The organism is Sphingomonas segetis, assembly GCF_009720245.1.
GTDB lineage: Bacteria > Pseudomonadota > Alphaproteobacteria > Sphingomonadales > Sphingomonadaceae > Sphingomicrobium > Sphingomicrobium segetis.
The window spans coordinates 1-13,542 of the sequence record NZ_WJSQ01000068.1 but is presented as its reverse complement, the minus strand read 5'-3'; the positions used below and the strand labels follow the sequence as shown (position 1 = coordinate 13,542).

The 13,542-nt window shown below is 64.7% G+C and carries 14 protein-coding genes; 11 read left to right on the top strand and 3 right to left on the bottom strand.

Annotated elements, in window-relative coordinates; genetic code table 11:
* The 6 genes from infB to GH737_RS08230 all read left to right on the top strand — a co-directional run.
* A partial coding sequence (gene infB, locus GH737_RS08255; protein ID WP_155264362.1) for a translation initiation factor IF-2 occupies positions 1-1,912 on the top strand: 1,912 nt, incomplete at its 5' end.
* Between the two features lie 57 nt (positions 1,913-1,969).
* The gene (locus tag GH737_RS08250) at positions 1,970-2,221 is read left to right on the top strand and encodes a type II toxin-antitoxin system RelE family toxin (protein WP_155264361.1); all 252 of its coding nucleotides are present in this window, start codon (positions 1,970-1,972) and stop codon (positions 2,219-2,221) included.
* Positions 2,218-2,595: a helix-turn-helix transcriptional regulator gene (locus GH737_RS08245; protein ID WP_155264360.1), complete on the top strand. Its 378-nt coding sequence runs from the start codon at positions 2,218-2,220 to the stop codon at positions 2,593-2,595. Before GH737_RS08250 ends, GH737_RS08245 begins: the two co-directional genes overlap by 4 nt.
* A gap of 4 nt (positions 2,596-2,599) precedes the next feature.
* Complete coding sequence (gene rbfA, locus GH737_RS08240) at positions 2,600-2,992, top strand: 30S ribosome-binding factor RbfA (protein ID WP_155264359.1); 393 nt, start codon at positions 2,600-2,602, stop codon at positions 2,990-2,992.
* A 78-nt stretch (positions 2,993-3,070) separates the two neighbouring features.
* Positions 3,071-4,216: a glycosyl transferase gene (locus GH737_RS08235; RefSeq protein WP_230558705.1), complete on the top strand. Its 1,146-nt coding sequence runs from the start codon at positions 3,071-3,073 to the stop codon at positions 4,214-4,216.
* Between the two features lie 19 nt (positions 4,217-4,235).
* Positions 4,236-4,763 carry a GNAT family N-acetyltransferase gene (locus tag GH737_RS08230; protein ID WP_155264358.1) on the top strand — a complete coding sequence of 176 codons (528 nt, stop codon included), beginning with the start codon at positions 4,236-4,238 and terminating at the stop codon, positions 4,761-4,763.
* Positions 4,764-4,798: 35 nt separating this feature from the next.
* On the opposite strand, the gene GH737_RS08225 is transcribed toward GH737_RS08230, so the two are convergent.
* From GH737_RS08225 to GH737_RS08215, 3 genes are read right to left on the bottom strand one after another with little or no spacing between them, the layout of a single operon-like run.
* Positions 4,799-5,854, bottom strand: a complete 1,056-nt coding sequence (locus GH737_RS08225; RefSeq protein WP_230558704.1) for a glutathione synthetase — start codon at positions 5,852-5,854, stop codon at positions 4,799-4,801.
* Complete coding sequence (locus tag GH737_RS08220) at positions 5,851-7,683, bottom strand: peptidase MATCAP family protein (RefSeq protein WP_155264357.1); 1,833 nt, start codon at positions 7,681-7,683, stop codon at positions 5,851-5,853. The genes GH737_RS08225 and GH737_RS08220 overlap by 4 nt, the downstream gene beginning before the upstream one ends.
* Positions 7,680-8,468, bottom strand: coding sequence for an N-formylglutamate amidohydrolase (locus GH737_RS08215; RefSeq protein WP_155264356.1), 789 nt, complete (start codon positions 8,466-8,468; stop codon positions 7,680-7,682). Before GH737_RS08215 ends, GH737_RS08220 begins: the two co-directional genes overlap by 4 nt.
* 157 nt (positions 8,469-8,625) lie before the next feature.
* Between GH737_RS08215 and GH737_RS08210 the strand changes: the two genes are divergently transcribed.
* From GH737_RS08210 to pnp, 5 genes are all read left to right on the top strand, one after another.
* Positions 8,626-9,249: a thymidine kinase gene (locus GH737_RS08210; protein WP_155264355.1), complete on the top strand. Its 624-nt coding sequence runs from the start codon at positions 8,626-8,628 to the stop codon at positions 9,247-9,249.
* A 33-nt stretch (positions 9,250-9,282) separates the two neighbouring features.
* Positions 9,283-9,966 carry a site-2 protease family protein gene (locus GH737_RS08205; protein WP_155264354.1) on the top strand — a complete coding sequence of 228 codons (684 nt, stop codon included), beginning with the start codon at positions 9,283-9,285 and terminating at the stop codon, positions 9,964-9,966.
* A 1-nt stretch (position 9,967) separates the two neighbouring features.
* The gene (gene truB / locus GH737_RS08200; RefSeq protein WP_155264353.1) at positions 9,968-10,915 is read left to right on the top strand and encodes a tRNA pseudouridine(55) synthase TruB; all 948 of its coding nucleotides are present in this window, start codon (positions 9,968-9,970) and stop codon (positions 10,913-10,915) included.
* A 17-nt stretch (positions 10,916-10,932) separates the two neighbouring features.
* On the top strand, positions 10,933-11,202 hold the full coding sequence (gene rpsO / locus GH737_RS08195) for a 30S ribosomal protein S15 (RefSeq protein ID WP_155264352.1): 270 nt from the start codon (positions 10,933-10,935) through the stop codon (positions 11,200-11,202).
* Between the two features lie 158 nt (positions 11,203-11,360).
* Positions 11,361-13,542: polyribonucleotide nucleotidyltransferase (gene pnp / locus GH737_RS08190; RefSeq protein ID WP_155264351.1), on the top strand; the 2,182-nt coding region annotated here is incomplete at its 3' end.

Genomic DNA, 13,542 nt, shown 5'->3' with positions numbered 1-13,542 from the left:
CAGCCGTGGTCGCGGCGACGAACAGCGCCACCGCGGCAAGCTCACCGTCACCCGTGCGCTTTCCGACGAGGACGACAGCCGCGCCCGCTCGCTCGCCGCGCTGCGCCGCGCCCGCGAAAAGGAAAAGCGCCACCACATGGAGGCTGGCCCGTCGGCCAAGCAGGTCCGCGACGTGATCGTTCCCGAGGCAATCACCGTGCAGGACCTCGCCAACCGCATGGCCGAGCGCGGCGCCGACCTGGTGAAAGCGCTGTTCAAGATGGGGATGCCGGTGACTCTCACCCAGACCATCGACCAGGACACCGCCGAGCTGCTCGTCACCGAGTTCGGGCACAACATCAAGCGCGTCAGCGAGAGCGACATCGACATCGACACCTCAGCCGACGTCGATGCGCCCGAGACGCTGAAGTCGCGTCCTGCGGTGGTCACGATCATGGGCCACGTCGACCACGGCAAGACCTCGCTGCTCGACGCGATCCGCGGCGCGGACGTCGTGTCCGGTGAAGCCGGTGGAATCACCCAGCACATCGGCGCCTACCAGGTGACCCTGCCCGACAAGTCGAAGATTACCTTCCTCGACACGCCGGGCCACGAAGCTTTCTCCGAAATGCGGGCGCGCGGCGCCAACGTCACGGACATCGTGATCCTGGTGGTCGCGGCGGACGACGGCCTGCGCCCGCAGACGATCGAAGCGATCAACCACACCCGGGCAGCGGGCGTGCCGATGATCGTCGCCATCAACAAGATCGACAAGCCGGAGGCCAAGCCGCAGAAGGTCCGCGAGGAGCTGCTGCAGCACGAGGTGATCGTCGAGGATATGGGCGGCGACGTCCAGGACGTCGAAGTCTCGGCGACGAAGAAGACCAATCTCGACAAGCTGCTCGAAGCGATCCAGCTTCAGTCGGAGATCCTCGAGATCAAGGCCAACCCCGATCGGCCTGCGGAAGGCACCGTGGTCGAAGCCAAGCTCGACAAGGGGCGCGGCCCGCTCGCGACGGTGCTCGTCCAGCGCGGCACGCTGCGCGTCGGCGACGTGTTCGTCGCGGGCGCATCTAGCGGCAAGGTCCGCGCGATGATCGACGACAAGGGCCGCCAGGTGAAGGAAGCCGGGCCTTCGGTCCCGGTCGAGGTGCTCGGCCTGTCGGCCGTGCCAGCTGCCGGCGACGCGTTCACGGTCGTCGAAAACGAGGCGCGCGCGCGCGAGGTCGCTTCCTACAGGCAGGGCGTGCTGGACAAGAAGCGGACCACCTCGGCACCGGTCAGCCTCGAGAACATGTTCGCCAACCACGCCTCGACGACCGCGGAAGTGCCGCTGGTCATCAAGGCTGACGTGCACGGCTCGATCGAGGCGATCGTCCATGCGCTGAACCGGCTGTCGACCGACGAGGTCAAGGTGCGCATCCTGCATTCGGGAGTCGGCGCGATCACCGAGAGCGACGTGACGCTCGCAAGCGCGAGCGGCGCGCCGATCATCGGCTTCAACGTCCGTCCGAACGCCAAGGCGCGCGAAGTCGCCGAGCGCAACAAGGTCGAGTTCCGCTATTACGACGTCATCTACCACCTCACCGACTGGGTGAAGTCGGCGATGGCCGGCGAGCTCGGGCCCGAGATCATCGAGACGGTGGTCGGCCGCGCCGAGGTCCGCGAGGTTTTCCCCGCGGGCAAGAAGGACAAGGCCGCCGGCCTGCTCGTCACCGAGGGAGTCATCCGAAAGGGCCTCAACGCCCGCCTCACGCGCGAAGACGTCATCGTCTCAAAGACGACGATCAGCTCGCTGCGGCGCTTCAAGGACGATGTCGCCGAAGTGCGCGCCGGACTCGAATGCGGCGTGATGCTGGCGGACACCAACGACATCAAGGCGGGCGACATGCTCGAGGTGTTCGAAGTCGAGGAGCGCGCTCGGACGCTGTAATTTCCGGAAATCGGAATTTTCTAGCGATAATGGGTCGATTGCTTTACATGCGATCGCGTGCGCGTAGTCGTTTCGAAAGTTGCGAACCGGGCGCTCCGACGCGCACACAAACGCGCTCTGATTGTGCAAAAGATCGAGGAGCTAGCTCACGACCCGGAGGCATTGCGGCCCAATGTCAAACGGCTGCGCGGCCGACCGGGATTTCGGCTGAGAATTCAGGACTGGCGAGTCTTGTTCCGGATTGAGGACGGCACCTTATTTATCGACGAAATCGAGCCACGGGGCTCTGCATACGAGGATCGGAAATGACCGTACAAATTGTGGAGATCGGCGGTCAAAAGATCGCCATGCTTCCCGCCGAGGAATTTGAACGGCTGGTTGAACAGCTCGAAGACCGGATGGACATAGCTGCGGCCGAACGGGCCGAGCAACGGCGATTGTCCGGTGAGGAGGAGTTCATCCCTTTCGAAATGGTCAAATCGATCATGGGCGGCGAGAACGCATTGCGGGCCTGGCGCAAGTATCGTGGACTTACGCAGGATCAACTTGCCACCCAAGCCAAAGTCAGGTCGTCCACCGTTTCAGAGATTGAAACGGGCAAGGCGCAGGGAAAGCCCTCGATTTGGCGCGCTTTCGCCAACGTGTTGAACGTGAGTGTGGACGATATTCTTCCTGACGAGTGAGTTGATGCGCCGCACCGAAACCCCCGAAGGCCGCTCGGTTCGCCTGCTTCGCGTCGGCGAGCAGATGCGGCACGTATTGAGCGAGCTGCTCCAGCGCGGCGACGTGCACGACGCAACGCTCCAGTCGCATCTCGTCAGCGTCACCGAGGTGCGCATGTCGCCCGACCTGCGTCACGCAACCGTGTTCGTGAAGCCTCTGCTCGGCCAGGACGAGGACGCCGTCCTCAAGGCGCTCCGCCAGAACACCGCCTTCCTCCAGCGCGAGGCCGCGCGCCGGGTGCGCATGAAATATGCCGCGAAGCTCAAGTTCGTGCCCGACGAAAGCTTCGACGAAGGCACGCACATCGACCGGCTGCTGCGCTCCGAAAAGGTCGCGCAGGATCTGGACGGCGATTGATCGATCCAGTGCGCGTGCAGCACATGACGGGCGGCGAATAGCGCGCTAATGCTGTTTCCAGCGTTCCAGGGGGGACGGATGATCAAAGAAATCGCATTTCTCGCGATAACGCAGGCGCACCAGTTCCTGCATTGGCTGCCGGCCGCGCTCCGCCTCGCCGCGGAACCGGGGATCAGGGTGACGGTGCTGGTCTCCAGCCAGGCCGGGCACGACTTCATCCAGTCCTGTGATTCGGAACGACGCTTGCACATCAAGCGCTTGTGGGCACCTTCGATCCGGTCGCCCGGACTGTTCAGGCCGCCGCCCCGAGTCCCTGTCCTGCTGCTGAACGCGCGGGCCATATCGCGATACCCAACCATCGTGACGACGGAGACGACGAGCTCGATCTTGCGGCGCTTGCCGGGCTTCCGATCGGAGACGATCCACTTGAAGCACGGGGCCGGCGATCGCGAGGGAAGCTATAACCGCAAACATGCGGGCTTCGACCTCACGCTGGTCAACGGAACCAAGGACAGGCAGCGGCTGATCGAGCGGAGACTCGCCAGCGACGAAAATGTCCGAGTGGTCGGCTACGGCAAGTTCGAGATGGTCCGGACGCCGTCGGAGCCGCTTTTTTCCGATTGCCGCCCGATCGCCTTTTACAATTCCCATTTCGACAGGAAGGTCGGCACCTGGGCGCGGCACGGCCGCAGCATCGTCAAGGCAATGGAGCAGATTCCCGGCTGGAACTTTGTCGTCGCCCCCCACGTCAAGACGCGAGGCGGATGGAACATCCGTTCCGACGCCCGCAACGTCCTCATCGATCGCGGCAGCGTGCGATCGATCGACATGACCTACACCCAGACGGCAGGCATCTACATCGGCGACGTGTCGAGCCAGGTTTATGAGTTCGTCCGTACGCCGCGGCCCTGCATTTTCCTCAATCTCGATTGCATCGATTGGCGATCCGACCCCGCCTATTCGCACTGGAACCTCGGACAGGTCATCGAGAGCGTGGATGACCTTCCCGGCGCGCTCGACAAAGCGGCGGGCCTGCAGCCCCTGTTCGAACCGGCCCAGCGACAAATGTATGCGGCATCGATTGATGCGAGCGGCGGACCGGCATCGGAGCGCCAGGCGGAGGCGATCCTCGCCTTCGTCAACCGCGCCCGAACCGTTGGCGACGAGGGCTTCCTCGAGGCAGCGCCGATCGACTCGCTGCTGCAGCCCCAGCATATCGCATAGGACAAGTCTCCTGGCCGACATGTTGAGCAGGCCCATGACCGGCGACGGCTGCGGCGCGGAGCTATTCCGCGAAGCGCATTTCGAGGGACTGAAAGCCGCCTGCGCCGAGGACCCCGAGATCTGGAAGATCTACGCCAACAACTTTGGTCCCGACGGCTTCCGCGCGAGCATCGACGGGTACGTCTCTAACCCGCGCAACCGTACCTTCGTCCTGTTCGAGCGAGACGAGATCGCCGGAATGTCGAGCTTCCTCGGCATCGACGAGGCGCACCAGGTCCTCGAGATCGGGGGCACCTATTGTCGCCCGAAATTCCGCGGCACCGATTTCAACCGCCGTGCGAAGGACATGATGCTCCGTCGCGCGTTCGATTGCGGCATCCGCCGGGTCGAATTTCGCGTCGATGCGCGCAACGGCCGCAGCCAGGCGGCGATGAAGAAGCTCGGCGCCGTACGCGAAGGCGTCATGCGCGCCGACCGCATCACCTGGACCGGACACATCCGCGACACGGTGCTGTTCGCGATCCTCAAGGACGAATACGATGCGTAAGGTCGATATGACGGAAACGGAACGCCTGCAGCCGTTTACATGATCGCCAGGTGCCGGTTGTCGAACGCGCCATCGTACTGCCTGGCGATCGTCACCTTGCGCTCGAGCGCATCGAGGATCGGAGCGGTGAAGTCGACGCCCGCCAGCTCGGAGCAGCTCTCCAGATTGCCCGGCGAGAAGACGTTCACTTCCAGGATCTTCTCCCCGACGATGTCGATCCCGACGAGGAACATGCCGTCGGCGATCAGCTTCGGCCGGATCAGCTCCGCGACCCGAAGCTCGGTTTCGCCGATCTCCACCGCCTCGCGAGTCGCACCCGCGTGGATGTTGGAGCGGATGTCGTCCTTGGCGGCGACCCGGCGAAGCGCGGCATATTTGCCGTCGATCTGCAGCGGCTCGCCGTTCATCACGAACAGCCGGATGTCGCCCTTCTTTGCGGCGGGGACATAGGCCTGCGCGATGACGTAGCCGTCGCGCCCGATCGCCTCGATCATCTGGTTGAGGTTCGATCGATTTTCGGGGTCGAGCTTGAACACGCCCGCCCCGCCCGAGCCCTGCAGCGGCTTGAGAATGATGTTGCCTTTGTGGGCCTTCGCAAACTCCCGGATGTCGGCGGAGTTCTTGGTGATCAGGGTCTCCGCACGCACGTCCACGGGGAAGCTCTGGAAGTACAGTTTGTTGACCGCTCTTCCGAGGCTGTCGGGGTCGTTGACGACGATGACGCCCCGTTTGGCCGCCTCCCGACCGAACAGGATCCCAGCTTCCATTGCCCATGGCCGGTCGAAATCGATCGAGGGATCGTTGCGGAGCATCAGGATGTCGATGTCGCTCGCGTCGAGCTTCTGGATCTTGCAGTCCTCGTCGCTCTTGAGGACTTTGAAGAAGTCGCCCCGCCGCTTGTATTTGCGTTCGGGAATGAAGCGGCCGTGGACCGACAGGCTGTCATCCGGGTTGAGCACGAAATCGGACGGGGTAATGTAGCAGACCTTGTGCCCGCGGCCGCACGCCGCATGAGCCAGCGTGGTCGTCGTGTAATTCTCATACTCGCGCTCGATGTCGTTCACGAAAAAGGCGATCAGCAAATCGGTCACTCCAGTTCGAGAAGACGGTCGAGCCACGCTCCCGAGCGCAACGCGGCGATCCGCTTTTGCGAGTCATCGCGCGCGAGGAACTCGGGAATGAACACGGGCGGGTGAAGAAGTTTGCGCTGAAGCAGCTCGTCGACCGCATCGACATGGCTCGGCGCGATCTTGCCCAACCAGAAGGGATCGAGCGAGGCGCCGGCAGCAACGCGCGCCACGACGGCCAGAAAACCCTTCAGATAGATTGCGTCTTTGGCAAGCCCGCCCGAGCGGAACACCCGCGCGGTAATATCGAAAGCCGAGTGCCTGCTGAAGCCATTATCGCGCAGCAGTCGATAGACCTCGATGAAGTCGGCGCGGTGGATCACCGCGTCGACGGCGATTACTCGCCCGGCCAGCAACCGAAGCCTCCCCGGCGTCAGTCCGCCGACCGCCCACTCGGCGAAAACTCCGAGGCCTTCCTGAATGCCTTCGTAACCCGCCAATCCGGTGCGGAAGATCGTCAGCCCCTGGGAGGCGCCGTTGAAGTAGGTCAGCAGGTGAACGCTGACTTCGTGCGCCAGGAGGGGATCGAGGCGGTTCTTGGCGATGGCGGAATCGCTGGAGATCATCAACCGGTCGCCGGAGACCAGCAGGCCGGAGACATCGTCGCGGACCTCCACGCGGGCCTGGAAACGGTCGTCCGTCGATCGGTAGAGCGCGATCAACGCGTTCGCCGCCGCCGCGACCTCCGACGCATCATGGGTCTCGCCGGTCGACTTCGCCGGATTCACTTTATCGAGCACGAGACGCGCGTCGCTCAACAGCCCATCCGTCACGCCGCCGTAGAGGAGCATCGAAGCCGGTCGGAAGCTCGCCGTGTTGCGCGTCGCGAGCATCGTCATCTGCATGTCGATTTCGCGGCGCTTCTCGCATAGCAGCCGCTCGAGCAGCAGGTCTTCGACGACCGACAGATCGATATTGTAGAGATCGCGCTTCACCGCGTCGGGATCGACGGTCAGCGGTCGGTAGCGAAAGGTCGGGGCGTGCTGTTCACCCGATTCGAAAAAGCGTTCGCGAGCTTCAGCGGTGTTGATCGGTGAGATCGACAGGAGGAAATCGTAGCTTCGGGCCAGCGCGTCGAGCTTCTTGTCGGCATTGAGCGCCGCGGCGATGAATGCGCTCCGGCCGAGGCTTCGAGAATGCGGCTGGGGCGCGAGCGAACTCTCACCAATGAAGGCTGCGGCGGCGCACAGGATGCAGTCGGTGAGCTGGGCGACCAGCTCGTGCATAAGCTGAGGGTAGGTCCGCCCGTCCGGGGCGCGCTGGATTTGCGGGACGGTCAGCACCAGGCGCTCGGCATGGCCAATGTCGATCAGCGGCGGATCGATCGGCTCGATTGCCGTCCTTGCGGGATGCGAATCGACCTTCACGTCCGCGACGGCTGCGGCCAGCGCATCGGCGGCGGCCTTCGCTCCCGAGTCCGGAGAATGGGCAATGCGGATGTCCAGCGTCGGAAGGTCGGGTGAGTCCTCCGGCTTCTGTTCGGCCGGCGAGTCGATCACTTCTACTACCAGCACGGCGCCGAGCTGCTCGCGCAGACGCGCGACGATCGGGTCGAGCGCGCTTCCCGCCTCGGCGTCGTCCTCAGGCGACCAGAGGATATAAGCAGGGCTGTTGAGAGCGATATGCCGGCCGATGCTGTCGTTGCTCCCGCCGCGGTGCAGCACGAGGAAAGGAAGCCAGCGATCGATGTGGACCCTGCCTCCCTCCGCGAACGTCTCCCGAAGCTCGCCGCGCGGGCCGAAGTGAAGGTCGGACGAAGCGGGTACGGCTTCGAGATGCGGGCGCGCGCTCATGCCAGCAGCTCTTCGCAGCGATCCGCGACGAAGCGAATGAGCAGGCGCATCGCCGCGATTTCCGCGTCGTTCGGAACGCCGGTCCACTCGTCCATGAAGAACTTCTTGAACTCGAAGGCGATCGCGCAGGCGCGCATCGGATAACGTTCGTGGACGAAGCGGGTCTGGTAGCCTTTACCCTCGAACGCCACGTTTTCGCGGACGTCGAGCTTGCGGCCGTTGAAGTCGAAATCGCGCAACGCTTCGATCAGCGGGTCGACCAGAAAGGCCCAATGCTCGCGCGGCATCGAAAAGGTGCCGATGTTGATATCCGGAGCTTCATTGAGGGGTGCAGGGTCGCCGTCCGGACCGTCGCGGCGGTGATTGTAGCTGTGGACGTCGATGAGAGCGAAACGCTCATGCCGGCTCGCCACGCTGTCGAGCAACTGGGCGAGCATTCGATAATAATCGGAATGGATCGCAAGCGAGGAAGCGATGAGATCCTGTTCCGGCTCGTATTTCCAGACTTTCAGCCCCCACGACTGGTCGGATGTTACATAAACCGCCTGTTCCGGAAGCCGGTTGAGGTCGAACTCGAAACGGGAGCGATAAACGACGACATGCGCGGGCACGTCCAGCACCGCCTCCCCGGTAAACGGGTCCTCTTCCCGAAAGCGATCGGACTCGGCCAGGGCCATCGCGTTCGCAACAGCAGGCCTTAGGTCGTGACCGTTGTGGATCGCGGTCGCAATGACTGCTCCAGACCCGTGCTGAACGGTCCACCAGCGCTCGGAGTGATCAGCCATGGGCGAATAGCGCTTTGGGCCGCTTTCGGTTTCAGCGGGCGCAACCATGACGTGACGGCCGTCGTGAGTCTGTCGCTCGTCATCCCGGCGAAAGTAGCGATCCAGCAAAAGAAGAAGATGGCTTCCGCTTTCGCGCGAATGGCGAATAGTAGGGCGCATGGCCAAGCTCTATTTCTATTACGCGGCGATGAACGCGGGGAAGTCGACCACGCTGATCCAGGCCGACTTCAACTATCGCGAGCGCGGGATGGAGACGATGCTGTGGACGGCCGCGCACGACGACCGTTCGGGCGTGGGGACGATCGGCTCGCGCGTCGCTCTTTCCGCGCCAGCGCACGCTTATGACGAGGATATCGACCTGTTCGCCGCAGTCGGCGATGAGCTCAGGAAGCGAAAGCTCGACTGCATCCTCATCGACGAGGCGCAATTCCTGACCCAGCGCCACGTTCTCCAACTGTGCGAAGTCGCCGATCGCCTCGACATCCCCGTGCTCTGCTACGGGCTTCGTACCGACTTCCAGGCCAAGCTGTTCCCCGGATCGGCAGCGCTGCTCGCGCTCGCGGACTCGCTGATCGAGCTGAAGGCCGTCTGCGAATGCGGGCGCAAGGCGACGATGAACCTGCGCGTCGACGCCGAAGGCCATGCGGTTGCGCGCGGAGCGCAGACCGAGATCGGCGGCAACGACCGCTACGTCGCGCTGTGCCGGAAGCATTTCTTCGAGCGCCTGCGCGAGGGCGAAGCGCGCCAGCTAACCCTCCGGCTGTCGCGCAACCAAGCTTGACGCCGGCGCGTCGGCGCGCCCACCCCTCACTCGATGGGCAGCAACATCATTTACGAAATCGCGGTTTGGCTGGTGCCGCTGGTGATCGCGATCGTCTTCCACGAGGTCGCGCACGGGCTCGTCGCGCGCCAGCTCGGCGACCCGACCGCGGAGGCGAAGGGCCGGCTGTCGCTCAATCCGGTCCGCCACATCGACCCGTTCGGAACGGTGATCCTGCCGATGCTGCTCGCGATCAGCCATGCGCCGGTGTTCGGCTGGGCGAAGCCGGTGCCGGTGAACTACGGGCGGCTCCGTAATCCGCGCCGCGACATGGTACTGGTCGCGCTCGCGGGCCCCGGCATGAACCTGCTTCTGGCGCTCGCCGGAACCGCGCTGCTCGCGGTGACCATCGCGTTCGCGGACGGGGCGCGGAGCGGCGCTCCCGCGTTCGTTGCCGCGAATGCCTTCAATTTCGTGCTGATCAACATCTTCCTCGCCGTGTTCAATCTCCTGCCCGTGCCGCCGTTCGACGGCGGCCACGTCGTCGAGGGACTCCTGCCGCCGCCGCTTGCAGCCTCATTCCGGAGGATCGGCCGCTATTCGCTGGTCGTGCTCGTCGTCTTGCTGCTCGTTCTCCCCGCCATCTCGCCGAAGGCCGACGTGATCGGTCGCCTGGTTTCGCCGGTCGTCGGCCACGTCGCGCGCATGTTTCTCGGGATCTTCGGCATCGGCGCCTGAGATGTTCCACGGCTGGATCATCCTCGACAAGCCGGTGGGGCTCGGCTCGACGACGGCGGTAAGCGCGGTCAAGCGCATCCTGCGCGAAGCGGGCGAGCCCAAGACCAAGGTCGGCCACGGCGGCACGCTGGATCCGCTCGCGAGCGGCGTCCTCCCTATCGCGCTCGGCGAAGCGACCAAGCTCGCCGGACGGATGCTCGACGCGACCAAGGCGTACGATTTCACGATTGCGTTCGGCGCCGAGACGGACACGCTCGATGGCGAAGGCGAGGTCGTAGCGACGAGCGGCGTGCGCCCGACGCTGGAGCAGGTTGAAGCGACCCTCCCGCGCTTCACTGGCGAGATCGGACAGGTTCCTCCCGCTTATTCGGCGGTGAAGATCGGCGGCAAAGCTGCCTACGCGCGGGCGAGAGCGGGTGAGGAGGTCGATCCCAACCCTCGCGTCATCACGGTTCACTCGCTCTCATCTCGTCATCCCGGCGAAAGCGGGGACCCAGCCAAAGAAGGACAACTGGGTTCCCGCTTTCGCGGGAATGACGAAGGAGTGGAGGAAGTCACTCTCTCCGCCATCGTCTCCAAAGGGACCTACATCCGCTCGCTCGCCCGCGACATCGCCCATGCGCTAGGAACGGTCGGTCACGTGTCTTATCTCAGGCGCACTCGCGCGGGGCCCTTCTCGCTCTCCGAGGCCATTTCGCTGGACATTCTGGAGGAAGCCGCTAAGGCGCGCCAACTGACGAGGACGGTATTGCCGCTGACCGCGGCGCTGGACGACATCCCGGCCCTCCCCGTCACCCCCGATCAGGCCCGTCTGCTCCGTCACGGGCAGCGCCTGTCCGGGTTCCCCGCAAAGCCGGGGCTTCAGCTGGCGGCATCGGAGGGAACTCCGGTCGCTCTGGTGGAAGCGTCGGCCGATGGCCTGAGGGTCGTCCGGGGGTTCAACCTTTAAGAGACAGGAGTGACCCGATGTCGATTACAGCGGAGCGCAAGCAGGCGCTCATCAAGGATCATGGGCGCGGCAAGGGCGACACGGGTTCGCCCGAAGTGCAGGTCGCGATCCTCACCGAACGCATCAACAACCTCACCCAGCACTTCAAGAGCCACGCAAAGGACAACCATTCGCGCCGCGGCCTTTTAATGCTGGTCAACCAGCGCCGCTCGCTGCTGGATTATCTCCGGCGCAACGACGAGGAGCGCTATACCGACCTGATCGGCAAGCTCGGTCTTCGCAAATAGCTCCAAGGGCGCCCGCGCGGCGCCCTTCGTGCATCGGGGCCCAGCCGCGATTCGGCGGCCCGGCCTTAGGGGCTGAAGGTCCCGAACCGCTCGCAGACCGGATCGTCTGCCAATAGCTGCCCCCACAGGCATTCGGCCGTGGGTGTGAAGGAATGAAAATGTTCGACAACATGAAACAAGTTGAGATCGAGTGGGGCGGCAAGACGCTGAAGCTCGAAACCGGGCGCGTTGCCCGCCAGGCCGATGGCGCGGTAGTCGCGACGCTCGGCGAAACCGTGGTGTTGTGCGCAGTCACCGCCGCCAAGTCGGTCAAGCCCGGGCAGGACTTCTTCCCGCTGACCGTCCACTACCAGGAAAAATTCTCCGCAGCGGGCCGAATCCCCGGCGGCTTCTTCAAGCGGGAGCGCGGCGCGACCGAAAAGGAAACGCTGACCAGCCGCCTCATCGACCGCCCGATCCGCCCGCTGTTCCCGGAAGGGTTCTACAACGAGATCCTCGTGATCGCGCAGGTGCTCAGCTACGACGGCGAGAACGAGCCCGACATCCTCGCGATGGTCGCAGCCTCGGCTGCGCTGACGCTTAGCGGCGTGCCGTTCATGGGCCCGATCGGCGCCGCGCGGGTCGGCTTCAAGGACGGCGAATATATCCTCAACCCGCATCAGTCCGCGGTCGCGGAAGGCGAGCTCGACCTCGTCGTCGCCGGCACCCGCGACGCGGTGATGATGGTCGAATCCGAAGCCAAGGAGCTGTCCGAAGAGCAGATGCTCGGCGCCGTCATGTTCGCCCATCGCGAGAGCCAGAAGGTGATCGAGGCGATCATCAAGCTCGCCGAGCAGGCCGCCAAGGAACCGTGGGAGCTGTCGCAGACCGCCGACAAGGCCGCCATCAAGGCCAAGCTCAAGTCCCTCATCGGCAAGGACGTCGAGGCCGCGTACAAGCTCGGCGACAAGCAGCTGCGCCAGACCGCGCTCGCCGAAGCCCGCGCCAAGGCCGCCGAAGCGTTCGCCGAGGCCGAGCCGCAGGAGCAGATGGTCGCCTCCAAGCTGGTGAAGTCGATCGAGGCCGACGTCGTTCGCGGCGCGATCCTCAAGGAAGGCCGCCGGATCGACGGCCGCGACACCAAGACCGTGCGCCCGATCGAGATCAGCGTCGGCTTCCTTCCGCGCACCCACGGATCGGCGCTGTTCACCCGCGGCGAAACCCAGGCGATCGTCAGCACCACGCTCGGCACCAAGGAGTCGGAGCAGATGATCGACGGGCTGGAGGGCCTCTCCTACTCGCGCTTCATGCTCCACTATAACTTCCCGCCCTACTCGGTCGGCGAAGTCGGCCGCTTCGGCGCCCCGTCGCGGCGCGAGACCGGCCACGGCAAGCTCGCGTGGCGCGCGCTCCATCCGATGCTGCCGGGCGCGGAGGAGTTCCCCTATACGATCCGCGTCCTCTCCGACATCACCGAGTCCAACGGCTCGAGCTCGATGGCGACGGTGTGCGGCGGAAGCCTCGCGCTGATGGACGCCGGCGTTCCCTTGAAGCGTCCGGTCGCGGGCATCGCCATGGGCCTGATCCTCGAGGGCAAGGATTTCGCCGTGATCAGCGACATCCTCGGCGACGAGGACCATCTCGGCGACATGGACTTCAAGGTCGCCGGCACCGACCAGGGCATCACCAGCCTGCAGATGGACATCAAGGTCGCCGGGATCACCGAGGAGATCATGAAGACCGCCCTCGCCCAGGCGAAGGACGGCCGCGCCCACATCCTGGGTGAGATGGCCAAGGCCCTGGGCGAAGTCCGCGGCGAGCTCAGCGTCCACGCACCGCGCATCGAGACGATGCAGATCCCCAAGGACAAGATCCGCGAAGTCATCGGCACCGGCGGCAAGGTGATCCGCGAGATCGTCGCCGAGACCGGCGCCAAGGTCGACATCGACGACGACGGCGTGATCAAGATCAGCTCGTCCGACCTCACCCAGATCGAGGCCGCGCGCCAGTGGATCCGCGGCATCGTCGCTGAGCCCGAGCCCGGCACCATCTACACCGGCAAGGTGGCGAGCATCGTCGATTTCGGCGCGTTCGTGACCTTCATGCCGGGCAAGGACGGGCTGGTCCACGTCAGCGAGATCAAGAACGAGCGCGTCGAGAACGTCCGCGACGTGCTGAGCGAAGGCCAGGAGGTCAAGGTCAAGCTGCTCGAGGTCGACCAGCGCGGCAAGGTCCGCCTGTCGATGCGCCTCGTCGACCAGGAAACCGGCGAAGAGCTGCCCGACACGAGGCCGCCGCGCGAACCGCGTGAAGGCGGCGATCGCGGGCCGAGGGGCGATCGCGGCGACCGCGGGCGGCATT

Excerpts from the sequence above, each read along its gene's own strand:
- GH737_RS08245 (WP_155264360.1), top strand. The coding sequence starts at position 2,218 with ATGACCGTACAAATTGTGGAGATCGGCGGTCAAAAGATCGCCATGCTT.
- rbfA (WP_155264359.1), top strand. The coding sequence starts at position 2,600 with ATGCGCCGCACCGAAACCCCCGAAGGCCGCTCGGTTCGCCTGCTTCGC.
- GH737_RS08235 (WP_230558705.1), top strand. The coding sequence starts at position 3,071 with ATGATCAAAGAAATCGCATTTCTCGCGATAACGCAGGCGCACCAGTTC.
- GH737_RS08230 (WP_155264358.1), top strand. The coding sequence starts at position 4,236 with ATGTTGAGCAGGCCCATGACCGGCGACGGCTGCGGCGCGGAGCTATTC.
- GH737_RS08220 (WP_155264357.1), bottom strand. The coding sequence starts at position 7,683 with ATGAGCGCGCGCCCGCATCTCGAAGCCGTACCCGCTTCGTCCGACCTT.
- GH737_RS08215 (WP_155264356.1), bottom strand. The coding sequence starts at position 8,468 with ATGGCTGATCACTCCGAGCGCTGGTGGACCGTTCAGCACGGGTCTGGA.
- GH737_RS08210 (WP_155264355.1), top strand. The coding sequence starts at position 8,626 with ATGGCCAAGCTCTATTTCTATTACGCGGCGATGAACGCGGGGAAGTCG.
- GH737_RS08205 (WP_155264354.1), top strand. The coding sequence starts at position 9,283 with ATGGGCAGCAACATCATTTACGAAATCGCGGTTTGGCTGGTGCCGCTG.
- truB (WP_155264353.1), top strand. The coding sequence starts at position 9,968 with ATGTTCCACGGCTGGATCATCCTCGACAAGCCGGTGGGGCTCGGCTCG.
- rpsO (WP_155264352.1), top strand. The coding sequence starts at position 10,933 with ATGTCGATTACAGCGGAGCGCAAGCAGGCGCTCATCAAGGATCATGGG.